This window comes from Caulobacter segnis, assembly GCF_019931575.1.
Classification (GTDB): Bacteria; Pseudomonadota; Alphaproteobacteria; order Caulobacterales; family Caulobacteraceae; genus Caulobacter; species Caulobacter segnis_C.
The window spans coordinates 1583052-1607140 of the sequence record NZ_CP082923.1 but is presented as its reverse complement, the minus strand read 5'-3'; the positions used below and the strand labels follow the sequence as shown (position 1 = coordinate 1607140).

24 protein-coding genes are annotated in these 24089 nt (G+C 69.2%); 9 read left to right on the top strand and 15 right to left on the bottom strand.

The features are described from left to right. Window positions 1-94: 94 nt before the first annotated feature. Window positions 95-859, top strand: coding sequence for a hypothetical protein (locus K8940_RS07445; protein ID WP_223394292.1), 765 nt, complete (start codon window positions 95-97; stop codon window positions 857-859). Window positions 860-869: 10 nt separating this feature from the next. On the opposite strand, the gene glk is transcribed toward K8940_RS07445, so the two are convergent. The 9 genes from glk to fliL all read right to left on the bottom strand — a co-directional run bounded on the left by glk (window position 870) and on the right by fliL (window position 12138). Beyond that, a complete protein-coding gene (gene glk, locus K8940_RS07440; protein ID WP_223394290.1) occupies window positions 870-1865 on the bottom strand; it encodes a glucokinase in 996 nt (331 codons plus the stop codon). 14 nt (window positions 1866-1879) lie between these two features. Continuing rightward, complete coding sequence (gene edd, locus K8940_RS07435) at window positions 1880-3688, bottom strand: phosphogluconate dehydratase (protein WP_223394288.1); 1809 nt, start codon at window positions 3686-3688, stop codon at window positions 1880-1882. 6 nt (window positions 3689-3694) lie between these two features. Then, complete coding sequence (pgl, locus tag K8940_RS07430; protein ID WP_223394286.1) at window positions 3695-4393, bottom strand: 6-phosphogluconolactonase; 699 nt, start codon at window positions 4391-4393, stop codon at window positions 3695-3697. A gap of 2 nt (window positions 4394-4395) precedes the next feature. Continuing rightward, on the bottom strand, window positions 4396-5859 hold the full coding sequence (gene zwf / locus K8940_RS07425; protein ID WP_223394284.1) for a glucose-6-phosphate dehydrogenase: 1464 nt from the start codon (window positions 5857-5859) through the stop codon (window positions 4396-4398). Window positions 5860-6092: 233 nt separating this feature from the next. Further along, on the bottom strand, window positions 6093-8966 hold the full coding sequence (locus K8940_RS07420) for a tetratricopeptide repeat protein (protein WP_223394282.1): 2874 nt from the start codon (window positions 8964-8966) through the stop codon (window positions 6093-6095). A gap of 9 nt (window positions 8967-8975) precedes the next feature. Next, window positions 8976-9788 (bottom strand): MotE family protein, encoded by an 813-nt coding sequence (locus K8940_RS07415; protein WP_223394280.1) that lies wholly within the window; start codon window positions 9786-9788, stop codon window positions 8976-8978. Beyond that, window positions 9785-10354, bottom strand: a complete 570-nt coding sequence (locus K8940_RS07410) for a DUF6468 domain-containing protein (protein WP_223394278.1) — start codon at window positions 10352-10354, stop codon at window positions 9785-9787. Before K8940_RS07410 ends, K8940_RS07415 begins: the two co-directional genes overlap by 4 nt. Continuing rightward, on the bottom strand, window positions 10351-11487 hold the full coding sequence (gene fliM / locus K8940_RS07405) for a flagellar motor switch protein FliM (RefSeq protein ID WP_223394276.1): 1137 nt from the start codon (window positions 11485-11487) through the stop codon (window positions 10351-10353). Before fliM ends, K8940_RS07410 begins: the two co-directional genes overlap by 4 nt. Window positions 11488-11514: 27 nt before the next feature. Further along, window positions 11515-12138 carry a flagellar basal body-associated protein FliL gene (gene fliL, locus K8940_RS07400; protein WP_223394273.1) on the bottom strand — a complete coding sequence of 208 codons (624 nt, stop codon included), beginning with the start codon at window positions 12136-12138 and terminating at the stop codon, window positions 11515-11517. A gap of 226 nt (window positions 12139-12364) precedes the next feature. On the opposite strand from fliL, the gene flgF reads away from it, so the two are divergent. The 5 genes from flgF (at window position 12365) to K8940_RS07375 (ending at window position 16022) form a co-directional block, all read left to right on the top strand. Beyond that, window positions 12365-13102 (top strand): flagellar basal-body rod protein FlgF, encoded by a 738-nt coding sequence (gene flgF, locus K8940_RS07395; protein ID WP_223394271.1) that lies wholly within the window; start codon window positions 12365-12367, stop codon window positions 13100-13102. A gap of 13 nt (window positions 13103-13115) precedes the next feature. Further along, window positions 13116-13904, top strand: coding sequence for a flagellar basal-body rod protein FlgG (gene flgG, locus K8940_RS07390; RefSeq protein WP_223394269.1), 789 nt, complete (start codon window positions 13116-13118; stop codon window positions 13902-13904). Between the two features lie 4 nt (window positions 13905-13908). Further along, entirely contained in the window at window positions 13909-14688 is a 780-nt protein-coding gene (gene flgA / locus K8940_RS07385; protein ID WP_223394266.1) for a flagellar basal body P-ring formation chaperone FlgA, read from the top strand. A 15-nt stretch (window positions 14689-14703) separates the two neighbouring features. Further along, on the top strand, window positions 14704-15438 hold the full coding sequence (gene flgH, locus K8940_RS07380; RefSeq protein WP_223394264.1) for a flagellar basal body L-ring protein FlgH: 735 nt from the start codon (window positions 14704-14706) through the stop codon (window positions 15436-15438). A 116-nt stretch (window positions 15439-15554) separates the two neighbouring features. Beyond that, window positions 15555-16022, top strand: coding sequence for a hypothetical protein (locus K8940_RS07375; RefSeq protein ID WP_223394262.1), 468 nt, complete (start codon window positions 15555-15557; stop codon window positions 16020-16022). On the opposite strand, the gene dxs is transcribed toward K8940_RS07375, so the two are convergent. From dxs to K8940_RS07345, 6 genes are all read right to left on the bottom strand, one after another. Next, on the bottom strand, window positions 16019-17941 hold the full coding sequence (gene dxs / locus K8940_RS07370; RefSeq protein ID WP_223394260.1) for a 1-deoxy-D-xylulose-5-phosphate synthase: 1923 nt from the start codon (window positions 17939-17941) through the stop codon (window positions 16019-16021). The genes K8940_RS07375 and dxs overlap by 4 nt on opposite strands. A gap of 17 nt (window positions 17942-17958) precedes the next feature. Further along, window positions 17959-18858 (bottom strand): polyprenyl synthetase family protein, encoded by a 900-nt coding sequence (locus tag K8940_RS07365; RefSeq protein WP_223394258.1) that lies wholly within the window; start codon window positions 18856-18858, stop codon window positions 17959-17961. A 34-nt stretch (window positions 18859-18892) separates the two neighbouring features. Further along, complete coding sequence (locus tag K8940_RS07360) at window positions 18893-19147, bottom strand: exodeoxyribonuclease VII small subunit (RefSeq protein ID WP_223394256.1); 255 nt, start codon at window positions 19145-19147, stop codon at window positions 18893-18895. Between the two features lie 89 nt (window positions 19148-19236). Then, window positions 19237-19905: a histidine phosphatase family protein gene (locus tag K8940_RS07355; RefSeq protein ID WP_223394254.1), complete on the bottom strand. Its 669-nt coding sequence runs from the start codon at window positions 19903-19905 to the stop codon at window positions 19237-19239. Then, window positions 19902-20822, bottom strand: a complete 921-nt coding sequence (locus K8940_RS07350) for a histone deacetylase family protein (RefSeq protein WP_223394252.1) — start codon at window positions 20820-20822, stop codon at window positions 19902-19904. Before K8940_RS07350 ends, K8940_RS07355 begins: the two co-directional genes overlap by 4 nt. 3 nt (window positions 20823-20825) lie before the next feature. Continuing rightward, on the bottom strand, window positions 20826-21167 hold the full coding sequence (locus tag K8940_RS07345; RefSeq protein WP_223394250.1) for a winged helix-turn-helix transcriptional regulator: 342 nt from the start codon (window positions 21165-21167) through the stop codon (window positions 20826-20828). 120 nt (window positions 21168-21287) lie between these two features. Here K8940_RS07345 and K8940_RS07340 point away from each other — a divergent pair, with 120 nt between their 5' ends. The 3 genes from K8940_RS07340 to K8940_RS07330 are packed head-to-tail and all read left to right on the top strand — an operon-like array spanning window position 21288 to window position 24089. Then, window positions 21288-22295: a zinc-binding alcohol dehydrogenase family protein gene (locus tag K8940_RS07340; RefSeq protein WP_223394248.1), complete on the top strand. Its 1008-nt coding sequence runs from the start codon at window positions 21288-21290 to the stop codon at window positions 22293-22295. A gap of 42 nt (window positions 22296-22337) precedes the next feature. Then, the gene (locus K8940_RS07335; protein ID WP_223394246.1) at window positions 22338-22853 is read left to right on the top strand and encodes a GNAT family N-acetyltransferase; all 516 of its coding nucleotides are present in this window, start codon (window positions 22338-22340) and stop codon (window positions 22851-22853) included. A 57-nt stretch (window positions 22854-22910) separates the two neighbouring features. Continuing rightward, window positions 22911-24089: a vWA domain-containing protein gene (locus tag K8940_RS07330; protein ID WP_223394245.1), complete on the top strand. Its 1179-nt coding sequence runs from the start codon at window positions 22911-22913 to the stop codon at window positions 24087-24089.

The following is a 24089-nucleotide window of genomic DNA, read 5'->3' as shown; positions in this document are numbered from 1 at the left end:
CGGCCGCCCGGCGAACCGCCACCCGCGCCCCAAAAACGCCAAAGCTGCGCGCGTGTATGGCCATGATCAACGCTCGGGGCGGAGGGCTGCTCGAATGAAACTGTCCGGTGTGCTGGCGGCCATGGCGATCATGTCGATCGCGCCGCCATTGGCCTTCGCGCAATCCCCGTCGATACCGCCCGAGATCATGGGTCGCTTCGACATCCTGGGCCGCCTCGCCGGCGATGCGCCCTCCTGCCAGGTTCTCGGCTACGGCCTTCGCGACCAGGACGGAAAGGCCTTCGACGAGGCGGTGGCCCGGTACGGCGAGCGCGTAGGGGTCTCGGCCCAGGACGCCGCCGCCGCCGTGGCCGCCGCCAAGGCCGACGAAAACCAGGCCATGCGCGCCAAGATGGACGCCGCCCAGGCGCGCCTCGATGATCCCAGCGCCGATCGGGCCTTGAGGGACGCGGTCGAGGAGTTGGCCACCAAATGCCGCCGCGCGGTCGACGATCCCATCGGCTCGACCCTGATGACTCCGCCGGTCGGCAACATCCCGACGGTCGTGCGGCGCTATGTCGACAGCCTGCTGGAGCCGAAGGGACGCGCCGGATGGCAGACGCCCTTCATCCTGGGCGGCGGCGAACTGGCCAGGACCGTCGGGGCCTGTCAGGCGCGCCTGACGCGGGCCCAGGTCCAGTCCGCGCTGGCGCCGCTGAACCAGCCCTTCCTCTTCGCCCCCGATGTGCTGGAGCTGGTGAAGCCCTATTTCGCCAAGCGTCAGGCGGCCGGCCGCGACAAGCCGCTGGGCCTGAGCGCCGCCCAGTGCCAGAAGCTCATCGCGAAGAAGACGATGGACATGCAGAAGGCCGGTTACTGACCGGACGCGATCAGGAGACCGCCGCCCGGCCCTCCGGCGTCAGGGCCACAGCGGCGCCGATCAGGGCCGTGTGCGGGTGCAGGATGACGTGGGTCGGGATCGCCTGGGTGAAGCCCGACAGGCGCCCCTTGGCGTCGAAGCGCTCGCGGAACGGGCTCTTTTCCAGGATGTCGATGATCCGGGGGGCGATGCCGCCGGCGATAAACACGCCGCCGCGCGCGCCCAGGGTCAGGGCGGCGTCGCCGGCCGTCGAGCCCAGCACCGCGCAGAAACGGTTCACGGTCGCCAAGCTGTCGGCGCAGCCTTCGACGGCGCGTTCGGTGATCTGCTTGGCGGTCAGGGTCTCGACCTTGCGGCCCTCGGCCTCGCCGAGCGCGACGTGCAGGTCCTCCATGCCCGGACCCGACAGGATGCGCTCGACCGAGACACGGCCGCCGTTCAGCTGCTTGGTCAGCAGGCGCAGCACCTCGATCTCGACCTCGTCCAGCGGCGCGAAGGCGACGTGGCCGCCTTCGGTGGCCAGCGGGATCTCCTGGCCGTGACGACGCACCAGGCCCGCGACGCCGAAGCCGGTGCCCGGACCGAGGATGGCCAGATCCCCCTCGCCCGAAGTCGGCAGCGGGCCGACCTGGCGCAGGTCCTTGGGCGCCAGGCGCGGCGCGGCCAGGGCCTGGGCGGTGAAGTCGTTGATCAGCTTGGCGGCGCGGAAGCCGCCGGCCCGGCGCAGGCCGTCCTCGGAGATCCGCCAATCGAGATTGGTCATGTGAACCTGGCCGTGGTCGATGGGCCCCGCCACCGCCACCACCGCCTGGTCGGGATGCCTGACCCCGACCTTCTGCAGATAGGCTTCAATGGCGGCCTCGGCCGTGCCGTAGTCCTCGCCCTTAAAGGCGGTGGGCTCGATCAGGCGCGGGTCCTGACCGTCGAATTCGACCAGGGCGAAGCGGGCGTTGGTGCCCCCGATGTCGCCGACGAGGCCGAGACCCCCGCTGTGATTGCCGTCCATGACCTGATGCTTCCTCAAGCAAAGACGGACGCGCCGGCGTCGGCCGCGCCGACCCCCGCTCGCATCCATCCGAACAGTTCCCTGCCAAAGCCCGGCTTGGACGCCGGGACGTTCGCTGGCGTGCGAGCCAGCAGGGCCGCCTCGTCCACCAGGATTTTCAGTTCGCCGGTTTCGGCGTTGACGCTGATCACGTCGCCGTCCTGGACATAGGCCAGGGGCCCGCCCTTGGCGGCTTCGGGCGTCACGTGGATGGCGGCCGGGGTCTTGCCCGAGGCGCCCGACATGCGGCCGTCGGTGACCAGGGCCACCTTGTAGCCGCGGTCCAGCAGCACCGAGATCGACGGCGACAGGTTGTGCAGCTCGGGCATGCCGTTGGCCGACGGCCCCTGGAAGCGGACGACGACCACGACGTCGCGATCCAGCTCGCCGCGCTTGAAGGCGGCGATGAAGTCTTCCTGCTCCTGGAACACGGCGCAGGGCGCTTCGATCACGTGGTGCTCGGGCTTCACGGCCGAGATCTTCATGACGCCGCGCCCCAGGTTGCCGGACAGCAGGCGCAGGCCGCCCTCCTTGCTGAACGGGTCGGAGACCGGACGGACGATGGCGGTGTCCAGGCTTTCCTGCGTCCCCTCACGCCAGGTCAGGACGCCGTCCTCGAGGATCGGCTCCTGGGCGTAGAGCGACAGGCCGGCGCCGGCGATGGTCTGGACGTCCTCGTGGACCAGGCCGGCCTTCAGCAGCTCGCGGATCACGAAGGCCATGCCGCCGGCGGCCTGGAAGTGATTCACGTCGGCCGAGCCGTTCGGATAGACGCGGGCCAAGAGCGGGGTGGCCTTGGAGATGTCGTCCAGGTCCTCCAGGGTCAGCTGGATGCCGGCCGCGTGGGCCATGGCGACGATGTGCAGGGCCAGGTTGGTCGAGCCGCCGGTAGCCATCAGGCCGACCACGCCGTTGACGATCGACTTCTCGTCGATCATCCGGCCGACTGGGATGAATTCGTTGCCCTTGTTGGTCACGGCGGCGGCGCGGCGCGCAGCTTCCTTAACCAGGGCCTCGCGCAGCGGCGTGTTGGGATGCACGAAAGCCGAACCGGGCAGATGGAAGCCCATCAGCTCCATCAGCATCTGATTGGTGTTGGCCGTGCCGTAGAAGGTGCAGGTGCCCGGGCCGTGGTAGCTGGCGCTCTCGGCCTCCAGCAGTTCGGCGCGGCCGACCTTGCCCTCGGCGTAGAGCGCACGGATGCGGGCCTTCTCGCTGTTGGGCAGGCCCGAGGTCATCGGGCCGGCGGGCACGAACAAGGCCGGCAGGTGGCTGAAGGTCAGGGCGCCGATCACCAGGCCCGGCACGATCTTGTCGCAGACGCCCAGATACAGGGCCGAGTCGAAGGCGTCGTGGGTCAGGGCCACGGCCGTGGCCATGGCGATGACGTCGCGCGAGAACAGCGACAGCTCCATGCCCGGACGGCCCTGGGTGACGCCATCGCACATGGCGGGCACGCCGCCGGCGAACTGGGCGGTGGCCCCGACCTCGCGCGCGGCGGCCTTGATCAGCGCCGGATACTCTTCCAGCGGCTGGTGGGCCGACAGCATGTCGTTATAGGCCGAGACGATGCCGATGTTCGGCGCGTTCGGATCCAGGGCGCGGACCTTGTCGACGCCCGGCGAGGCGGCGAAGGCGTGGGCCCAGTTGGCGCAGGACAGCTTGGCGCGGCCAGGCTGGCTCTCGATCGCGTGCTGCATGTTGGCCAGGTACGCGGCGCGGCTGTCCTTGCTGCGCGCCACGATGCGGGCGGTGACTTCGGCGATGACCGGGTTCAGGCTCATGGCGATCTACTCCGCCCAGAGGATGCGGACCTTGGCGCGGTCCTGCTTCAGGATGGCGGCGACCGGCAGGGCCGGATCGACGTCGCCTTCCAACAACGCTTTCTTGGCCGCGCCGGTGACCAGCAGCACGATCAAATCCGTGCGCGTCAGGGCGGCCAGGGTCAGGGACAGGCGCGGGATGTCCGGGGCCGGATCGCCCGGCGGCACGGCCAGGACCGAGCGCTCGGAGTGAAGATCCAGGCCGCGCGCCAGCACCGGATTGCCCGGGAACAGCGAGGCGAAGTGGCCGTCGGGACCCACACCCAGCAGCACCACGCCGAACGGCGCGGCGGCGTCAACGCCGTCCTGGGCCAGATAGGCGCTTTCCTCGTGGCTGACGCCTTCGATGAACAGCGGCGCGAACTCGGCCTTGGCAGCCTCGTCCTTCAGCAGGTGACGACGGACCAGGCCCTCGTTGCTGCTGGGATCGGTCGGCGGGACGAAGCGCTCGTCGGTCAGTGTGACCGTGATCTTGTCCCAGGGCGCGGTCATGCCGGCCATGCGGTCATAGACCGGGGCCGGGGTCGAACCGCCGGTCGCGGCGAAGCCGGCCTTGCCGTGGGTCGCCACGGCCGTCGTCAGCGCCCCGACCAGGATCGAGGCGGCGGCGTCGTAGAGGGCTTCGCGCGAGCCGAAGGCTTCCAGCTTTGCTGGTTCCTGGGCCATGCTCAAGCCTTCCAGGACCGGCCGCCGGGCGAGATCAGGCCCTGCGAGGACTGCGGCCCCCAGGTGCCGGCGGCGTAAGGCGCGGGCTCGATGCCGGCCTCGGCCCAGGCGGCCGAGACGCCGTCGATGAACCGCCAGGCCTGCTCGACCTCGTCACGGCGCACGAACAGGGTGCGGTCACCGCGGAACGCGTCCACGAACAGCTTCTCGTAGGCGATGCGGCGACGGCCGCCGCTCTGGCCGAACGACAGCGACAGCGGCAGCGACTGCAGGCGCATGCCCTCTTCCGACAGGCCCGGACGCTTGTTCATGATCGTCAGCGAGATGTCTTCGTCCGGCTGCAGGTCGATGACCAGGCGGTTGGCGCACAGTTCACCGTCGGTCAGCGGGCCGAAGATGTTGTGCGGCAGCGGCTTGAACTGGACGACGATCTGGGTGCGGCGGTCGGGCAGGTTCTTGCCGGTGCGCAGGAAGAACGGCACGCCGTCCCAGCGCCAGTTGTCGATCGCCACCTTCATCGCCACGAAGGTCTCGGTCTTGGTGGCCTTGCCGACTTCCTCGACATAGCCCGGCCGGGCGCCGCCCTCGACCACGCCGGCCACGTACTGGCCGCGCACCGTGTCGTGGGCCACGCTCTCCTTGGTGAAGGGGCGCAGGCTGCGCAGAACCTTGACCTTCTCGTCGCGGACCGCGTCGGGGTCGAAGCCCGACGGCGCCTCCATGGCGACGAGGCAGAGCAGCTGCAGCATGTGGTTCTGCACCATGTCCCGCAGCGCGCCGTATTCATCGTAATAGGGCCAGCGGTCGCCGACCTTCTCGGTCTCGGCGATGGTGATCTGCACGTGGTCGATCGTGTTGCGGTCCCACAGGGGCTCGAACAGCACATTGGCGAAGCGCAGGGCGGTCAGGTTCTGGACCGTCTCCTTGCCCAGATAGTGGTCGATCCGGAAGACTTGGCTCTCGTCGACCACGGCGGCGACGGCGGCGTTGGTGACCTTTGAGCTTTCCAGGTCGCGCCCCAGGGGCTTCTCCAGGATCAGGCGGGTCTTGGGCCCCGTCAGGCCGGCCGCCTGCAGCGCCTGGCAGGCCGGGCCGTACAGGCTGGGCGACAGCGAGAAGAAGATGACCAGGTCGCCGTGCTCGCCGATCCGCTCGGCCAGCTTCTTGGTGTCGTCCTCGCTGGTGATGTTGGCGGGCACGTAGTCGAGGCGGGCGGCCAGGCGGTTCCAGACCGCCTCCTCCACCGTCGCGCGCTTGCCCAGTTGCTCGCGCACCAGGGCCTTGTAGCCGGCGGCGTCATGGTCCGCGCGCGCTACGCCGATGATCCGCAAGTCGTGCGGCAGCAGCCGATCAAGTTCCAGGAAGTACAGCGAAGGCAAAAGCATTCGCAGAGCCAGATCACCCGCGCCGCCCAGCAGCACCAGGACCTCGCGGCCGTTCTCGCCGTCGTCTTTCTTCTTCACCAATGTCGTCCACCCTATGACAACGTTGTCATGACATGCCTGCGGCAGAAAGGCAAGCGCTCCAGCTTCCTCCCGTCATGTGGGACGGAGGACGCGCCTTAACTAGGCTAAACGTCTGGAGGCCGCCATAAGACCAATCGGCTTTCGACGGGTGAATTTTAGGTGACGGGGGCTCGCTCGAAGGCCGATCATGCCTCGAAGCTCAGCGAACGGGCGTTGGCGCGAAAGGCTCTGCCCTACCGGGAGGCGCGCGCCGGCGAGCCGGCGGGCTGGCCGGTGCGGAACCTGTCCTTCATCCGGCCGATCCAGCCGTTGAAGGCCTCGTTGTCGGCCGTGACGCGGCTGAAGTCGGACGCCGACAACGATTCGACGCTCAGCCCCTGCAGGGCCACGCGCAGGCCGTCGGGATTGCCGGCCGAGTCGATGAAGCCCGACCAGCGCTGGCGTAGGCGCGCCAGGGACTTGTCGTCGTCGGCCAGGCTGTAGGCCACGGCCGCGCGCAGCAGGCGCGCCTCGTCGCCCGGCGCCAGCGCGCCCGGGGCCTTGAAGCGGTCGCCCAGCGCGCGCTCGTACAGCGCGCCCGCCGTCGGCCAGGTGTGCTGCTTCCAGGCGATCTCGGCGCGGATCTCCTGGCCGTCGCGGCTGCTGTCCCGCTCGATCAGCTCGAGGGCGTCGTCATAGCGGCCCAGGCTCATCAGGGCGCGGGCGGTGGCCAGGCGACGCTCGGCGTTCAGGGCCGGCGGCAGGATGGTCGTGCGCGTGCCGTTGATCGCGTCCAGCGCGTCCTCGGGCTTCTTGTTCATCAGGTAGATCCAGGCCAGGTCGGTGGCGACCTGGGCCTTGGGGACGCCGTTCAGGCGGTTGTCGACCTGGTACTTGAGCAGCTTGGCCGCGTCGTCCAGCAGGTCGACGTCGACCAGGCGGCGCACCAGGTTGCGGACCATCTGGTCGCCGTCGGCGCCGATCGGGGTCAGGTCCTGGAAGTCATAGAACAGGCCCACGGCCTGGATCGGCTGCATGCCGTCGGCCAGGCCTTGCAGGAACAGCTGGCGGAAGGTGTTCGACAGGTCGTTCTGCAGCGCCACGGCCTCGGGGCGGTCCGGCAGCTGGCGGCCGGCCGAACGCAGCACTTCCAGCGCCTCGCGGTAGCGGCCCTGGTCGATATAGAGCTTGCCCAGCGCCCGGATGACCTCCAGTTCGACGCCGTCGCCGCGCCAGCGATAGCGCAGCTGGTTCAGGGTCTCGGCGGTCTTGGCGGCGCTGATCTGGCCCTTGGCGTAGCCCAGCTGGGTGGCGTGCAGCATGGCCGGCGCGGCGATCCGGTCGATCGGCGCGCGGGCGATGGCCTCGAACATGCGGCGGGCCCGGACCTTCTCGCCCTTGGCCTCGAAGACGCGGGCCTGGGTCAGGCGGATGTCCAGCTGGTCCTCGACCGGGATCTTGGGCTGGGCCAGGGCCTTGGCGATCACCTGCATCGCGCCGGTCAGGTCGCCGACGCCCAGGGCAGCCTGGGCCTGGGCGTGCAGGAAACGCGCGCGCCAGATCGGCGGGAACAGGTCCAGCGCCCGGCCGCCGCCCACGAACTTGGCGCGCGCGTCGGCCCACTGGCCCTGCTTGGCCGAGATGTAGCCGCGCCAAAGGGCGCTGGACGGGTCGTCGGACAGGACGGGCGAGGAGAAGTCGGCGTCGGCCTCGGTCAGGCGGCCGGCCTGGACCTTGGCCACGCCGCGCAGACCCCGGAACTCGGCGTCGCCCAGCAGGACCTGGTGCTTGCGGCCCGCCGCGTTGAGCACGCCGATCGCCTCGAACGACATCTGCGAGCCGACCAGGAAGCGGGCCAGGGCCATGCGGGCCCCGGTGTCGCTGTCCTTCCCGTCGCCTTCCGGCGCGGCGGCGATGGCGTTCTGCAGGGCGTTGTAGCGGGCCAGGAACCCGCCCGAGCCGGTCTTGGGCCAGTTGTCCAGGTCGATCAGGGCCGGCATCGACATCGGCTGGGGCGCGCCGGCGGCGGCCTCCTCCGGCGGCGTCGAGGCCGAGACCGGCGACAGGGCCAGCCCCTTGGGCCGGCCGATGCGCAGCAGGTCGCCGTCGGCCTGCACCAGCAGGTCGGCGGCGTAGGTCTCGATCGCCAGACCCTGCACGGACTGCAGCAGCGCCATCTCGACATAGTCGCGACGCGACGGCAGGCCCTTGGACGGCGCCAAGGCCGGGGCGACGATCATCTTGTCGCCAACGGCCGGGTCGGCGACCCACACCGCCTTGGTCACGCCCGAGACGGCGGCCGACAACGTTGCGGGCTGGACGCTCTCGTCGCGCGCGACCTTGATGACGTCCGGGCTCTCCTGCGAGCCGGGCCCCAGGCTGATCTTCCAGAGACCGCCCTGCCCTTCGGCCACGTAGGGCGTGCCCGACTGGGCGACGATGCGCAGCGCCGTGTAGTCCGGGCCCTGGAAGGCCTGGAGCTTGGAATAGCGGATGCTGGACGCCGGCAGCTTGCCGATGTCGAGGCGCGCGGGCGTGTCGAACACGATCCACACCGCCTCGCCGCGTCGGAACACGGCGGCGCCGGCGGGCGCGGCCCAGTTGAAGCTCAAGGTGACCTGCTGGTCCTGGCGCGCGAACTCGACCTTGACCACGCCGCCGGCGGGCATCGGGTTGGGACGGCCGACCGGCGCGGCCGACGCCGAGGTCTGGCTGGCCGGCGGCGCGCCCGGACGGGCGAAGATGTTGACGAAGTCGACGCCGTCGGCGTTGCCGAGACGCGCGTCGGCGTCGTCAGTCAGGTTCAGGACGATCTCGAGCACGCCGTTGACGCGGCGGGCCTCGGACGACTTCACCCAGCGCGGCGGGGCGATCTTCAGGGTCGAAAGGTCGGGATTGGCGTCGCGGCTGAACCGCATCACCAGGGTCTGGCCCTCGCGATGCGAGACCATGCGCGCGCCGCCGGACCAGTGGAACTCGACGCGCGAGAAGTCAGCCGCCTGCGCGACGCGCACGTCCAGCGCGCCGCGCGCCGCGACGGGCGGCGGCGCGGCGTAGCCGGACGGCGCCAGCGTGGCCGCGATGCACGCGGCGGCGACGCTGGAGCGCAGGAACTGGCGAAGCGTCATGGGCCTCCCTTAACCAGCCTTCTTGGGAGCGGCCTTCGCCTTCGGCGCGGCGTCGGGGGCGCTGCCGGCCAGGCCCGCATCGGCCTGCTGGGCCGGCGCGGCGCCCGGGGCGGCCGCGGCGTTGTCGGCGATCGCGGCCTTGCCCTTTTCCACGGCCGGATTGCTCAGGCGCGAGGCCAGGCGCTCGGTCAGGATCTTGGCTTCGCCCGGAGCCATGTTGGCCAGGATCATCGCCAGGGTGCGTTCCTTCATCTTGGCGGCGATCGGCAGGCGCACCTCGTCCGACAGCAGGGTCATGCGGGCGGCGGCGTCCTTGGGCTTCATGCCGGCGTAGACGGTGACCAGACGGTCGACCTCGGCCTGCTTCTGGGCGTCGACCTGGCCCAACAGGCCCTGGATGTCGCCCTTCAGGCCGGTCAGGGCCTTCATCTTGGCGTCAAGCTTGGCCTCGGCGGCGGCCAGCAGCTGCAGCTGGACGTCGATGTCCTGCTCGCGCTGGTCCAGCTGGCCGCGACGGGCGCCCAGGCTCTGCAGGATGCGCAGCTCGGCGGGCGAGAGGCCGGCCTCCTTGGCCAGGGCGTCGGCCGAGGGGGCGCAGACGCGCGGCGGCGGCGCGTTGGCGGCGGCCGGCTGGCCCGCGGCTTCCGCCGAAGCCGCTTGTTCGCCGCCCTTCTTGCCTTCCGGCTTGGCGACGCCCTCGGCGAAGGCCTTGGCCCCGCTGAGCAGGTCCGGCAGCGACTTGGCGCCGGCCATGGCGTTGACCGCCAGCACGCCGCCAACGGCGATGCCGACCAGGGGAAGGATGCGCGGAACGTTCTTCATCGGCGGGGAACTCGGGGGTTGCTTCCAAGACGCGAGCCATCGCCCGGCCCGTCGAAGAGGTCATCATCGATCCGCGCCCGTGAACGCGGGGTTTCGCGGGAGGCGCCAGGCGCTCCCAGGGTCGGGCGAGCGGTCGGCGGAAGGCGGTCCTCGCGATCCAGCAGGCGCTCGAAATCCTCGGCCTTCAGCCGACGCTCCGACGGCGACGCGGGCTTGGGCTCGCCGCGCGCCGGCGACGGCCGCTCTTCGCGTTCGACACGGTCAGGGCGGGCCTGGGGCGTCGCCGACGGGCGGTGGATCCGTTCGTCCAGCTGGGCCGCCAGGGCCTGGGCTCGCTCGATGCGCACCGCCAGGGTGTCGGCCGCCTCGTCGGTGGCCGCGCGCAGGTCGGCCAGGCCCTGCTCGGCGCGGGCCGCGGCCTGGTCCAGTTCCGCCACGGCCTTGGCGAAGCCCTCGTGGCTGTCGCGCAGAGCCTTCAGACGGCGCTCGAGACGCCAGCCGAAGGCCAGCGCCGCGATCAGCAGCACCGCGAGGAATCCGTTCATGGCGAAGGCGACGAGGCTCATTTCAGCTTCTGCACGGCCTTCTTGGCGGCGGGCGTCAGCGGCGCTTCGGCCCGCACGGCGATGGAATGGTTGCGACGGCCCATGCGGCCGCGCGTCAGCGGGATGGCCCCGGCGCGCAGCTCGACCAGGCTGTCGGGCGTGGCGTTCAGCATCAGCGTGTCGCCGACCTGCATGTTCAGCACCCGCGAGAGCGGCACCTGCTGTTCGTCGAGGACCGCGCGGACCTCCATCTGGGTGGTCCACAGCTCGGTGGCCAAGTGGCCTTCCCAGATGTTGTCGCGACCGAACTTCTCACCCATGAACTGCTGCAGCAGCATCTTCCGGATGGGTTCCAGCGTGGCGTAGGGCAGCAGGAGTTCGATGCGGCCGCCGCGGTCTTCCATGTCGATGCGCAGCTTGACCAGGATGGCCGCGTTGGCGGGACGCGCGATGGCGGCGAAGCGCGGGTTGGTCTCCAGGCGGTCCAGCGAGAAGCTGACCGGGTGCAGGGGCTCGAAGGCGCTCTTCAGGTCGTGCAGCACGACCTCGATCATCCGCTGCACCAGCACGCGCTCGATCGTCGTGTAGGGACGGCCCTCGATGCGCATCGCCGCCGTGCCGCGACGACCGCCCAGCAGCACGTCGACGATCGAGTAGATCAGGTTCGAGTCGACCGTCAGCAGGCCGTAATTGTCCAGCTCCTCGGCCCGGAACACGGCCAGGATGGCCGGCAGCGGGATCGAGTTCAGGTAGTCGCCGAAGCGGATCGAGCTGATGTTGTCGAGGCTGACCTCGACGTTGTCGGAGGTGAAGTTCCGCAGGCTGGTGGTCATCAACCGCACCAGGCGGTCGAAGACGATTTCCAGCATCGGCAGGCGCTCGTACGAGACCAGCGCCGAGTTGATGATGGCGCGGATGCCCGTGCGGTCCTCGCCGCCGTCGCCGGAGAGATCGAAGCCCAGCAGGCTGTCGATCTCGTCCTGGTTCAGGATGCGCTCGGAGCCGCCTTCGCCGCCGCCGTCGTCCCAGCCGCCCATGCCGCCGGAAAAGTCGCCGAACTCATTGGCGCCCTCGCCGCCGCCCTCGAAGGCGCCGGGGGGATTTTGCGAAGCCCATTGGGCCATCGCCTCCTGATCGTCGAATTCGTCCGCCATGTCGTTTCGCCCAACCAGCCCGAGGACCTAGTTGATCAGCATCTCCTCGATGAGGACCGCATTCACCTTGGCCGGCGCGGCGACCATGTGCACACGGCGCACCAGTTCGGCCTGAAGCATGAAGGTGCCCTGGCTGCCGTTCAGGTCCTCCGGACGCAGTTCGCGAAGGAAGACCTGGAACATGCTCTGCAGTCTGGGCAGATTCTCAGTGAGGACATCGCCCGTCTCTTCGTCGGGAAGCTCGAAGGTCAGCTTCAGCTTCAGGAAGGTCGACTTGCCGTCGGCCGTCTGCATGTTCACGACGATATCGGGCAGGGTGTAGAAGAAGATCCCGTCGGGGCCTTCCTTGATCACGGGCGCGGGGCCGGCCGCGGCGGCCGCGCCTTCGCCTTCCTTCTTCTCGCCGTGACCACCCTCTTCCTTCTTTTCCTTCTTCTTTTCCTTCTTTTCCTTGCCGTGCTCGGCGTCGCCCTCGGCGGCCGGCTTCGGCTTCATCAGGAAGAACGCCGCGGCCCCGCCGCCGCCCAGCACAAGGACGCCCGCGGCGATCGCGATGATCAGGATCGGAGGCTTCTTCTTAGCCGGAGCTTCGCCCTCGGCGCCCTCTTCGCCTTCGGGAGCGGGAGCTTCCTTTTCAGGTTTCTTGGCCACGCGCGCGGTTCCTTGGAATCTATGCCCGTACACATGCGGGGGACATGGTTAACGATGTGTTTTGGAGGCCATTTGGTCGCAGGCTGAATCTGCCCGGCAGACTCCGACCAACACCCCCGCGTTAACCTTCCTATTTGTTGATTTATAACGCGTTTTAGGACTGGCACGAAGGTTGCTTCAGGGGATGCGGCGCATTTGTCGCGCCAGCCGCCCGAGTTAACTCGCCATGGACAACGCGCTCTACGTCGGCCTTTCGCGTCAGATGACGCTGCGCCGCCAGCTCGACATCGTGGCCAACAACATCGCCAACGCCAACACCACCGGCTTCAAGACCGAGGACCTGATGGTCGCCACGGAACAGGCCAAGCCGGCCAAGACCCTGGACGGCAAGTCCCCGGTCAAGTTCGTCATGGACACCGGCGTCGCCCGCGACTTCACGCAGGGCGCGATGACCAAGACGGGCGGGGATTTCGACCTGGCGATCGAGGGCATGGGCTTCTTCCACGTCCAGACCGCCTCCGGCGACCGCTACACCCGCGACGGCCGCTTCACGACCAACCCGGAAGGCCAGGTGGTCACCGAGCAGGGCAATCCGGTCCTGGACGAGGGCGGCGGTCCGATGACCATCGACCCGACGCTGGGCCCCGTCTCGATCGGCAAGGACGGCACCGTCAGCCAGGGCGCGGTCCGCGTCGGCCGCATCGCCGTGGTCCGCCCCGACGACATGGCCTCGATGGCCAAGGACGGCGACAACCTCTACCGCAACACCACCAACACCACCCTGCAAGCCGCGCCGGACGCTCGCGTCCACCAGGGCATGCTCGAATCCTCGAACGTCCAGCCAGTCATCGAGATCACCAAGCTGATCGAGATCCAGCGCGCCTACGAAGGCGTCGCCAAGATGATGGACAACACCGCAGAACTGTCCCGGACCGCCGTCGAGCGGCTGGGCAAAGTCAACTAAGGGACGCTAGCCCATGCAAGCTCTCCGCACCGCCGCTTCGGGCATGTCAGCGCAACAGCTGAACGTCGAAGTCATCTCGAACAACATCGCGAACATGAACACCGTCGGCTTCAAGCGCCAACGGGCAGAGTTCCAGGACCTGCTGTACCAGCAGGTGGAGCGCGCGGGTTCGCAGTCGTCCAGCAACGGCAATGTCGTCCCGACCGGCGTGCAGGTCGGCGGCGGCGTCAAGGCCGGCTCGGTCTACCGCATCACCGAGCAGGGCACCCCGACCCTGACCGACAATCCCCTGGACATCGCCATCCAGGGCAAGGGCTACCTGCCGATCCTGCTGCCCTCGGGCGAGACGGCCTATACCCGCGCCGGCAACTTCTCGACCAACGACCAGGGCCAGATCGTCACCGAGGACGGCTACACCGTCCAGCCGGGCATCACGGTCCCGCAGAACGCCACCGACATCATCATCGGCAAGACCGGCCTGGTGCAGGTGAAGCTGGACGGCCAGACCGACCCGCAGACCATCGGCCAGATCCAGCTGGCCACCTTCATGAACGAAGGCGGCCTGGAACAGATCGGCGACAACCTGCTGCTGGAAACCGCCGCCTCGGGCGCGGCCAACCTCGCCGCCCCCGGCGAGCCGGGCTTCGGCACCCTGCTGCAGCACTACACCGAAGCGTCGAACGTCGACGCCGTCACGGAAATCACCTCGCTGATCACGGCCCAGCGCGCCTACGAGATGAACTCGAAGGTGATCACCACGGCCGATCAGATGCTCCAAGCCACCTCGCAGCTGCGGTCGTAAGCTCATGAAGGCCTTCCTCCTCGCCGCCGCCGCGACCGTCGTCATCACCGCGCTGGCCGCCCCCGCCTTCGCCGGCGCCCCGGTGACCCTGCGCATGGACACCACCGACGCCGACGGCCGCGTCACGCTGGGCGACCTGTTCGACGGCGTCACCGGCCCGGCCGCCGACATGGTGGTCGCCGCCCGCATGGGCCCGACGGCCGTGCTCGACGCCGGCCAGGTGCAGGTCTCGGCCCGCCGCGCGGGCTTCGACTGGGCCAACACCAACGGCATCCGCCGCATCATCGTCCGCGAAGGCGTCGACAACGGCGGCGTCTCGGCCAACGGCCGCGGCGTGGCCGGCGCCGCCCGCGGCAACGTGGAAGTTCTTGCCTACGCCCGCAGCATCACGGCCGGCGAAATCGTCCAGCCGCAGGACCTGATCTGGGTGAAGATGGCCGGCGCCCCGGCCGACGCTCCGCGCGACGCCGACGCCATCATCGGCCTGGCCGCCAAGCGCCCCCTGCGTGAAGGCGCCGCAGCCCAGACCCGCGACGTGGGCGCCGCCCAGGTCATCAAGAGCGGCGACCTGGTCACCGTCACCTATGACGACGGCGGAATTTCCCTTTCGCTTCAAGGGAAAGCCATGGCCGCCGCTTCGACCGGCGAGGTCTTCGCCGTCCAGAACACGCTCTCGAAGAAGATCATCCAGGCCGTCGCCACCGGTCCTGGCGCCGCCGCCGTCGGCCCGCAGGCCCAGAGCTTGCAAGCCCGTTCGCAACCCGTCCGTTTCGCCGCTCGCTAAGAGGTAGCCCACCCCATGCGTCGCCCCGCCATCATCGCCGCCGCCGTCCTGCTCGCGCCGCTGGCCGCCTGCTCCACCGTCCAAGAGGCCGTGAAGGGCCCGCAGCTGGCCCCGGTCGGCTATCCCGCCGAACTGGCCCCGATGCAGCAGCAGTACGTCTCGGCCCGCGAGCCGACCCCGCAGTCGGCCTCGGCCAACTCGCTGTGGCGCGTCGGCGCCCGCGCCTTCTTCAACGACCAGCGCGCCAGCCGCGTCGGCGACATCCTGACCGTGATGATCGACATCGACGACAGCGCCAACACCAAGAACCAGACCGCGTCCTCGCGCACCTCGAACATGAAGGCCGGCATCCCGAACCTGCTGGGCCTGGAATCGAGCCTGGGCAAGGTCCTGCCGGGCGGCTTCGACCCCGCCAACGCCCTGAACACCAACTCGGCCACCACCAACGCCGGGGCCGGCAGCGTCCAGCGCTCGGAAAAGATCAGCCTGACGATCGCCGCCGTGGTCAGCTCGGTGCTGCCGAACGGCAACATGGTCATCCAGGGCACCCAGGAAGTCCGCACCAACGCCGAGCTGCGCCAGCTGACCGTGGCCGGCATCGTGCGTCCGGAGGACATCTCGTCGGCCAACACCATCAAGCACACCCAGATCGCCGAAGCCCGCATCAGCTACGGCGGCCGCGGCGACATCAGCCGCGTGCAGAAGACCCCGGCCGGCCAGTCGCTGGTCGAGAAGTTCTCGCCCTTCTAGGCGGGACGTCTTCGGACAAGATCGTCGGGCGCGGCGGCCGTGAGGCTTCCGCGCCCGATGTGCTTTCAGGAGCCATTCAGGTCCGCGCCGCGTTGATCGGGCGAGGAGGACCATCCATGGCGTCCCGCATCGCCCTCGCCGCCTTGGCGCTCTTGACCGCCGCCCTGGCAGGCTGCGCGCACGAGAAGGCCGGCATGACAGGTTATCGCTGGTCCTATCTGGAAGACGGAAGCGACGTCCCTCGCCTGGCCTACGGGCGTCCCAACAGCGACGACGTGGTCCTGATGATGAGCTGCCAGCCAGGCCAGGATCGAGTCGACGTCTCGGCCGTGGGCCTGCAAGGTCAGGAACTGGTGCTGGCGTCGGGTCGTACCGAAAGCCGCTTCGCCGGCGCCAGGATCGAGGACGCGATCAGCGAAAGCGGCGTGCTCGAGGCGCGTGGCAAGGCCAGCGCGCCAGCCCTGAAAGGCTTTCAAAAGTCCGGCGACCTGGCGCTGCTCGCCAAGGGCGATCGCTACAGCCTGGCGGCGGCGTCAGCCGATCGCGGTTACGTCCGCGCGTTCTTCGCGGCCTGCGGGGTCTAGGCCCGGCGACCCGCGCCCGCAGCGCTGACATTGTCCATGCCCAGCGCCGACAGCGCGCCGCGCAGGATGCCCTCGGCGTCGAGACCGGCCTGGGCGTACATGGCGTCGGGCTTGTCCTGGTCCTGGAAGACGTCGGGCAGGCACAGGGTGCGGATCTTCAGGCCGCGATCGAAGGCGCCATGCTCAGCCAGCGCCTGCAGCACGAAGCCGCCGAAGCCGCCCATGGCCCCCTCCTCCACTGTCACGATCGCCTCGTGCTCGCGCGCCAGGCGCAGCAGCAGGTCGATATCCAGCGGCTTGGCGAAGCGGGCGTCGCAGACCGTGGCCGACAGGCCGCGCGCGGCCAGCAGGTCGGCGGCCTTCAGACTTTCGGCCAGGCGCGTGCCGAACGAGACGATGGCGACGCTGGTCCCCTCGCGGACGATGCGGCCCTTGCCGATCTCCAGCGGGTCGACATGGGCCGGGATCTCCAGCCCCAGGCCCTCACCGCGCGGATAGCGGAAGGCGCTGGGACGGTCGTCGATGGCGGCGGCGGTGGCGACCATGCGGGCCAGCTCCACCTCGTCGGCGGCGGCCATCAACACCATGCCCGGCAAGGCGCCCATGAAGCCGATGTCAAAGCTGCCGGCGTGGGTGGGGCCGTCGGCGCCGACCAAGCCGGCGCGGTCCATGGCGAAGCGCACCGGCAGGCCCTGGATGGCCACGTCGTGCACCACCTGGTCGTAGCCGCGCTGCAGGAAGGTCGAATAGATCGCCGTGAACGGCTTCATGCCGTCGGCGGCCAGGCCGGCGGCGAAGGTCACCGCGTGCTGCTCGGCGATGCCGACGTCGAACGTACGGTCCGGGAAGGCCTTGCCGAACAGATCAAGGCCCGTGCCCGAGGGCATGGCGGCGGTGATGGCGACGATCTTGTCGTCCTTTTCCGCCTGCTTGATCAGCTCCTGGGCGAAGACCTTGGTGTAGCTGGGCGGGCCGCCGGCCGACTTCTGCTGCTGGCCGGTGACGACGTCGAACTTGACCACCGCGTGCAGCTTGTCGTCCGCGCCCTCGGCCGGGGCGTAGCCCTTGCCCTTCTGGGTGACGCAGTGAACCAGCACCGGCTTGTCGCCGAAGGCCTTGGCGTTCTTGAGCACGCTGACCAGGGCGTCCATGTCGTGGCCGTCGATCGGGCCGACATAGTGGAAGCCGAGTTCCTCGAAGAAGGTGCCGCCGGTGACCATGCCCCGGGCATATTCTTCCGCCTTGCGGGCAGCTTCGCGCATCGGGGTCGGCAGCTTCTCGACCACCGTCTTGCCCAGCTTGCGGACCGAGCGATAGGCGCCGCCCGAGACGAGGTTGGCCAGGTAGGCGCTCATGCCGCCCACCGGCGGGGCGATCGACATGTCGTTGTCGTTGAGGATGACGATCAGGCGCTTGGTGGTGTCGGTCGCCGCATTCATGGCCTCGTAGGCCATGCCCGCACCCAGCGAGCCGTCGCCGATCACGGCGATGACGTGGTTGTCCTCGCCTTTCGCGTCGCGCGCGGCGCAGAAGCCCAGGGCCGCCGAGATCGAGGTGGCCGCGTGGGCCGCGCCGAACGGGTCGTATTCGCTCTCGGTCCGCTTGGTGAAGCCCGACAGACCGCCGCCCTGGCGCAGCGTCTTGATGCGGTCGCGCCGCCCGGTCAGGATCTTGTGCGGATAGGCCTGGTGGCCGACGTCCCAGATGACGATGTCACGGGGAGTCTCGAACACGTGGTGCAGGGCCACGGTCAGCTCGACCACGCCCAGGCCCGCGCCCAGGTGGCCGCCGGTCACCGACACTGCGTCGATCGTTTCGCTGCGGACCTCGGCGGCCAACTGCTTCAGGTCGGAGACGGAAAGCTCACGCGTATCGGCCGGAGAGGCGATGGTGTCGAGCAGAGGCGTTTTGGAGGACATGTCGGAAGAAAGCGCGGTCAGTTGCGGCGGTCCAGCACGAAATCAACGCTTTCGCGCAGATGTTCGGCTCGTTCGCCAAAGATTTCGAGATGGGAACGCGTCTGCTCGGCCAAAAGCGCCACGCGCTCCTTGGCCGCATCCAGTCCCAGCAGGGTGACGTAGTTGGCCTTGCCCTTGGCGGCGTCCTTGCCGCCGGCGGCCTTGCCGAGGGTCTTTTCGTCGCCCTCGGCGTCCAGGATGTCGTCGACGATCTGGTAGGCCAGCCCCAGATCCTGGGCGAAGGCCATCAGGGCGGCGCGCTCGGCTTCCTTGGCGCGGCCGATGATCAACGGGATCTCGAAGGCGAAGGCGATCAGGGCGCCGGTCTTCAGGCGCTGCATGCGCGCCACCGCGCCCAGGTCGTCGCGAACGCCCAGGATGTCGATCATCTGGCCGCCGGCCATGCCCTTGGCGCCGGAGGCGATGGCCAGCTTGCGCACCAGTTCCGAACGGACATGGCCGTCGTCATGGGTGTCTGGGTGGGCCATGATCTCGAAGGCCGCCGTCTGCAGGGCGTCGCCGGCCAGGATGGCGGTGGCCTCGTCGTACTGCTTGTGAACGGTCGGACGGCCGCGACGGACGTTGTCGTCGTCCATGGCCGGCAGATCGTCATGCACCAGGCTGTAGGCATGGATGCACTCCAGCGCGCAGGCCGCGCGCAGCACCGGCCGCTCGGGCAGGTCGAACATCTTGCCGGTCTCGAGCGCGAAGAACGGACGCAGGCGCTTGCCCGGCCCCAGCGCCGCATAGCGCATGGCCTCGGTCAGGCGGGTCTCGGGGCCGTCGGCGCGCGGCAGCAGCTCGTCGAGCGCCACGGTGACGATGTCGGCGGCCTGGACGATCCGCCTGGCCAGGTCAGGAGGGGCGAGGTCGGTCAAGGGCGGCTCCCCCTGGTCGGACGGACGCCCCCCATCAGTTGAACTCGGCCGCTTCGGCCGCGACGGCCCCGCCCTGCCCCAGGACGATCTTCTCGACCTTCAGGCGCGCGGCCTCCAGCTTCTTCTCGCAGTGGGCCTTCAGGGCCGCGCCGCGCTCGTAGATGTCGATCGAGCGTTCCAGCGCCGCCTGGCCGGACTCCAGTTCCTGAACAATGCGCTCCAGCTGCGCCAACGCTTCCTCGAAGCTGAGGGCGGAGATGTCAGCGGGGATGCTCGCGGCGTCGGTCATTTCTGCTCTCGGGTGAACGGCCGTCAGCCTAGTGGCGACGGGCGGCGCGGGCAACGGCCTAGAGCCTAGGCGCGGTTAAGGGAAGAGGCTTATTGGGCCTGGGTTCGGCGGAAGCGCTTTAGGCTCCAGTAGCCGTGACCCTCGTCGACCAGCTTCGCCAGCCCACGCTTCTTGAGGGCGGCGGCGATCATCCAGTTGAAGAAGCCGTGCGCGACCACCAGCACGTCCTGCCCCCCGTCCGCCAGCTCGACCAGCAGGTCGGCGGCCTTGCCGGCCCGCATCTCGGCCTCGGCGCGGGTCTCCTGGCCGCCGTGGTTGTTGAAGAACCACCACCAGAAGCGGGCGAAGAAGCCCAGGCGCTTGGGCGACATCCTCAGCCACAGCGGCCAGGGCGGCGGCGGCAGCGGAGCCTCGATGAAGGTCGGGTCGGTGGCGAAGGCGCGCCCGGCGACCACCGCCTGGGCGGTCTCGATCGAGCGACGGCGGGTCGAGGCGATGATGACGCCGGCCTCGCGGGCGATCTCGATCAGCTGGTCCGGCGGCGCCTGGCCGTCCTTGAGGCCGCCCAGTTCGTAGCGCGCCCACCACTCGCCGTATTCGGGCGCATTGAGGCGGATCTGGCGCGACAGGGCGGGTTCGCCGTGGCGGGCCAGGGTGATGACGCCCGGTCGTACGGGCGGGGTCGCTTGGTCGGCGGTGGTGACGTCGGCCATGTTGAAGAGAAGGCGGTGGGCCCGAGAGCCGTTCCGTCCCCTCACCCCTCCTGAAGAGCGCGTACATGCGCGGCGGCGGACCGCCCCAGCGCCTGGAGGTCGTAACCGCCCTCGAGCGAGGACACAACCCGGCCCTTGGCGCGGGCCTTGGCCACCGAGACGATCGCCCGCGTCGCCCAGGCGAAATCGTCCTCCTCCAGGCTCTGGGCGGACAGGGGATCGCGGGCGTGGGCGTCGAAGCCGGCGGACACGATGAGCAGCTCGGGCGCGAAGGCGTCGACCTTGTCCATCAGCCCCTCGAATCGCGCGCGCCAAGTCTCGCGCGGCGCATGGGGCGCGACGGTGGCGTTGGCGATGTTGCCCACGCCGCGCTCCGACGGGTCGCCCGTGCCGGGATACAGCGGCGACTGGTGGATCGAGGCGAAGAACACGGTCGGGTCGTTCTCGAACACCGCCTGGGTGCCGTTACCGTGGTGGACGTCGAAATCGACGATCGCCACCCGCTTGAGGCCCGCCGCCTGCGCCGCGCGGGCCGCCACGGCGACGTTGGAGAAGACGCAGAAGCCCATCGCCACGCCCGGCTCGGCGTGATGGCCCGGCGGCCGCACGGCGCAGAATGACCGCTCGGTCTCGCCGACGGCCACGGCCCGCACGGCCGCCGCGCAAGCCCCCGCCGGCCGCCGCGCGGCCGTCAGGCTGCCGGTCGACAACACGGTGTCGGGGTCCAGCGACCGCCGGCCGTTGCTGGGCGCGGCGGCGAAGACGGCGTCGACGAAGCCCTGGGGATGCACCCGCAGCAGGTCCTCGACATCGACCAGCGGCGCGTCCCTCGGCTCCAGGGCCAGGTTCGGATCGTCGTTCAGCGCGTCGATCACCGCCCGCAGGCGCTCGGGGCTCTCCACGTGGCCGTGACCCGGCTGGTGATCCAGCATGTCGAGATGGGTGTAAAGCGCCAGGGTCATGGCTCAGCCCGCCTTGCGCGCCGGCTCGGCCGCCACGCCCAGGACGTTGGCGTCGCCCCAGGCCTTGAGCGCCGAGATCACCGGCTCCAGGCTGCGCCCCTTGGCCGACAGCGCATATTCGACCCTCGGCGGCACCTCCGCATAGACCGTGCGGACAATCAGGCCGTCGCGCTCGAGTTCGCGAAGTTGCTTGGTCAGCATGCGCTGGGTCACCGCCCCCAGCTTCCGCCCCAGCGCGTTGAAGCGCATCCGCCCCTTCAGCAAGTGGAACAGGATCACGCCCTTCCACTTGCCGTCGATCAGGTTCAGCGCGGCCTCCACGCCGCACTCCTTGGGATCGTCCATCGACTGCCTCACGGTATACAAATGGGTACTACATACAGAAAATGACCGTACTTGCTAAGATCGTAGCCTAGCGCGATCTCCTGCTCGCGGTTCGAGACCGCCGTTTCTTTGGAGATCAACATGAAGATCGTCGGCTTCCGCGAGCTGCTGCCCGCCACCGATCCCAACGCCCTGCTCGACCTGGAGGCGCCCGATCCCGTGGCGACCGGTCACGACATCCTGGTGCGGGTGAAGGCCGTCTCGGTGAACCCGGTGGACACCAAGGTGCGCGGCCGCGCCCAGCCGGCGCCGGGCGAGGTCCGCGTGCTGGGCTTCGACGCCGCCGGCGTGGTCGAGGCGGTGGGCGAGTCGGTGACTCTGTTCGCCCCCGGCGACGAGGTGTTCTACGCCGGCGCCATCGGGCGCCAGGGCTCCAACGCCGAGCTGCAGCTGGTCGACGAGCGCATCGTCGGCAGGAAGCCCGCCAGCCTGGACTTCGCCCAGGCCGCCGCCATGCCGCTGACCTTCATCACCGCCTGGGAGCTGCTGTTCGACCGCTTCGGCGTCCAGCGCGAGGGCGGCCAGGGCCAGACCCTGGTGATCATCGGCGGAGCCGGCGGCGTCGGCTCGGCCCTGATCCAGCTGGCCCGCAAGCTGACGAAGCTGACCGTCGTCGCCAGCGCCTCGCGCGACGAGACCCGGCGGTGGGTCGAGGAACTCGGTGCGCACCACACCTTCGATCACACCAAGCCGCTAGTCGAAGAATTGAAGCGCCTAGGCCTGGACGCCCCGGCCTACATCGCCTGCCTGACCCACAGCGCCCAGCACTTCCCGCAGGTGTCCGAGGCCATTGCCCTGCAAGGCAAGATCGGCGTCATCGAGGCCGACGGCGATCTGAATATCCGCCCGCTGCAGGCCAAGGCCGCCTCGATCCATTGGGAATACATGTTCGCTCGCCCGCAGGGCACGCCGGACATGATCGAGCAGCACAGGCTGCTGACCGAGGTCGCCGACCTGGTCGACCGCGGCGTCCTGCGCACCACCCTCACCCAGGTGGTCGGCAAGATCCGCGCGGCCGACCTGCTGGAGGCCCATCGCATCGTCGAGCGCGCCCGCACCGTCGGCAAGGTGGCGCTGGAAGGCTTCTAGAGCGCGTTGCAAAGGTCCGGTCCTGGCGGCTACCAAGTCGCCATGACCGACACCCTCCGTAGAGCCACCATCGAAGACGCCGGCGCCGTGTCCAGCCTGGGCGCGCGCACCTTCACCGAGACCTTCGCCCACCTCTACCCGCCCGAGGATCTGGAGACCTTCCTGGCCTACGCCTATGGCCTGGAACGGACGCGGGGCGACCTGGCCCATCCCGACAAGGCGACCTGGCTGCTCGAGGACGAGGACGGCGAGGCCATCGGCTACGCCCTGGCCGGCCCCTGCGACCTGCCGCACGACGAGGTCGCGCCGGGCGACGGCGAGTTGAAACGGATCTACGTGCTGAAGAGCCACCAGGGCGGCGGCCGCGGCTCGCGACTGCTGAACACGGCGCTGGACTGGCTGGAAAAAGACGGCCCGCGCCGCCTGTGGATCGGCGTCTGGTCCGAGAACTTCGGCGCGCAGAAGCTCTATGGCCGCATGGGTTTTGCGAAGGTCGGCGAGTACCACTTCCCGGTCGGCGAGACGCGGGACCTGGAGTTCATCCTGCGACGGGGGTGATTGCGTCCGCTTTCAGAACCCTCCATTCTCTCGAACATCTGTTCGAAAGCCGCGCCGATGTTCCTTCGCTTCTTCTCCGAGCTCCGCCAGGCCAAGGTGCCGGTCAGCCTGCGCGAGTACCTCCTGCTGATGGAGGCCCTCGACAAGGAGGTCATCGATCGCTCGGTCGAGGATTTCTACTACCTGTCGCGCGCCAGCCTGGTGAAGGACGAGAAGAACCTCGACAAGTTCGACCGCGTGTTCGGCCACGTGTTCAAGGGCCTGGAGACGGTCAATGAGGGCCTGGCCGCCGACATCCCGGAGGAGTGGCTGAAGGCCCTGACCGAGCGGTTCCTGACCGACGAGGAGAAGGCCCAGATCGAGGCCCTGGGCGGTTTCGAGAAGCTGATGGAAACCCTGCAGGAGCGCCTGCGCGAACAGAAAAAGCGCCACGAGGGCGGCAACAAGATGATCGGCTCGGGCGGGACCAGTCCGTTCGGCAACAACGGCTACAATCCCGAGGGCGTACGCATCGGCCAGGACAAGAGCCGCCACGGCCGGGCGGTGAAGGTCTGGGACAAGCGCGAATACAAGAACCTCGACGACTCGGTCGAGCTGGGCACCCGCAACATCAAGGTCGCCCTACGGCGCCTGCGCAAGTTCGCCCGCACCGGCGCGGCCGATGAGCTGGACTTGAACGGCACGATCAAGGGCACGGCCGAGAAGGGCTACCTCGACATCCAGCTGCGCCCCGAGCGCCGCAACGCCATCAAGGTGCTGATCTTCTTCGACATCGGCGGCTCGATGGACGGCCACATCAAGCTCTGCGAGGAGCTGTTCAGCGCCGCCAAGACCGAGTTCAAGAACCTGGAGTTCTACTACTTCCACAACTGCCTCTACGAGACCGTCTGGAAGGACAACAAGCGCCGCCACACCGAGAAGATCCCGACCTTTGACGTGCTTCACAAGTTCCCGGCCGACTACAAGGTGATCTTCGTCGGCGACGCGACCATGAGCCCGTACGAGATCACCTATCCGGGCGGCAGCGTCGAGCACTGGAACGAGGAGCCGGGCGCGATCTGGATGCAGCGGGTCACCGACATCTACCAGAGCTGCATCTGGCTGAACCCGACGCCCGAGCGGCACTGGGACTACACCCAGTCGATCGGGGTGATGAAGCAGATCCTGTCCGACCGCATGTATCCGCTAACCCTGGAGGGCCTGGACAAGGCGATGCGGGAGCTGGTCCGGGGCTAA

Coding starts and splice junctions, on each gene's coding strand:
- K8940_RS07410 (WP_223394278.1), bottom strand. CDS start 10,354: ATGAGCCTCGTCGCCTTCGCCATGAACGGATTCCTCGCGGTGCTGCTG.
- K8940_RS07345 (WP_223394250.1), bottom strand. CDS start 21,167: ATGGACGATCCCAAGGAGTGCGGCGTGGAGGCCGCGCTGAACCTGATC.
- fliM (WP_223394276.1), bottom strand. CDS start 11,487: ATGGCGGACGAATTCGACGATCAGGAGGCGATGGCCCAATGGGCTTCG.
- K8940_RS07360 (WP_223394256.1), bottom strand. CDS start 19,147: ATGACCGACGCCGCGAGCATCCCCGCTGACATCTCCGCCCTCAGCTTC.
- flgG (WP_223394269.1), top strand. CDS start 13,116: ATGCAAGCTCTCCGCACCGCCGCTTCGGGCATGTCAGCGCAACAGCTG.
- flgF (WP_223394271.1), top strand. CDS start 12,365: ATGGACAACGCGCTCTACGTCGGCCTTTCGCGTCAGATGACGCTGCGC.
- K8940_RS07415 (WP_223394280.1), bottom strand. CDS start 9,788: ATGAAGAACGTTCCGCGCATCCTTCCCCTGGTCGGCATCGCCGTTGGC.
- K8940_RS07375 (WP_223394262.1), top strand. CDS start 15,555: ATGGCGTCCCGCATCGCCCTCGCCGCCTTGGCGCTCTTGACCGCCGCC.
- K8940_RS07335 (WP_223394246.1), top strand. CDS start 22,338: ATGACCGACACCCTCCGTAGAGCCACCATCGAAGACGCCGGCGCCGTG.
- flgA (WP_223394266.1), top strand. CDS start 13,909: ATGAAGGCCTTCCTCCTCGCCGCCGCCGCGACCGTCGTCATCACCGCG.
- K8940_RS07445 (WP_223394292.1), top strand. CDS start 95: ATGAAACTGTCCGGTGTGCTGGCGGCCATGGCGATCATGTCGATCGCG.
- edd (WP_223394288.1), bottom strand. CDS start 3,688: ATGAGCCTGAACCCGGTCATCGCCGAAGTCACCGCCCGCATCGTGGCG.
- dxs (WP_223394260.1), bottom strand. CDS start 17,941: ATGTCCTCCAAAACGCCTCTGCTCGACACCATCGCCTCTCCGGCCGAT.
- K8940_RS07350 (WP_223394252.1), bottom strand. CDS start 20,822: ATGACCCTGGCGCTTTACACCCATCTCGACATGCTGGATCACCAGCCG.
- K8940_RS07340 (WP_223394248.1), top strand. CDS start 21,288: ATGAAGATCGTCGGCTTCCGCGAGCTGCTGCCCGCCACCGATCCCAAC.
- glk (WP_223394290.1), bottom strand. CDS start 1,865: ATGGACGGCAATCACAGCGGGGGTCTCGGCCTCGTCGGCGACATCGGG.
- pgl (WP_223394286.1), bottom strand. CDS start 4,393: ATGGCCCAGGAACCAGCAAAGCTGGAAGCCTTCGGCTCGCGCGAAGCC.
- flgH (WP_223394264.1), top strand. CDS start 14,704: ATGCGTCGCCCCGCCATCATCGCCGCCGCCGTCCTGCTCGCGCCGCTG.
- K8940_RS07330 (WP_223394245.1), top strand. CDS start 22,911: ATGTTCCTTCGCTTCTTCTCCGAGCTCCGCCAGGCCAAGGTGCCGGTC.
- K8940_RS07420 (WP_223394282.1), bottom strand. CDS start 8,966: ATGACGCTTCGCCAGTTCCTGCGCTCCAGCGTCGCCGCCGCGTGCATC.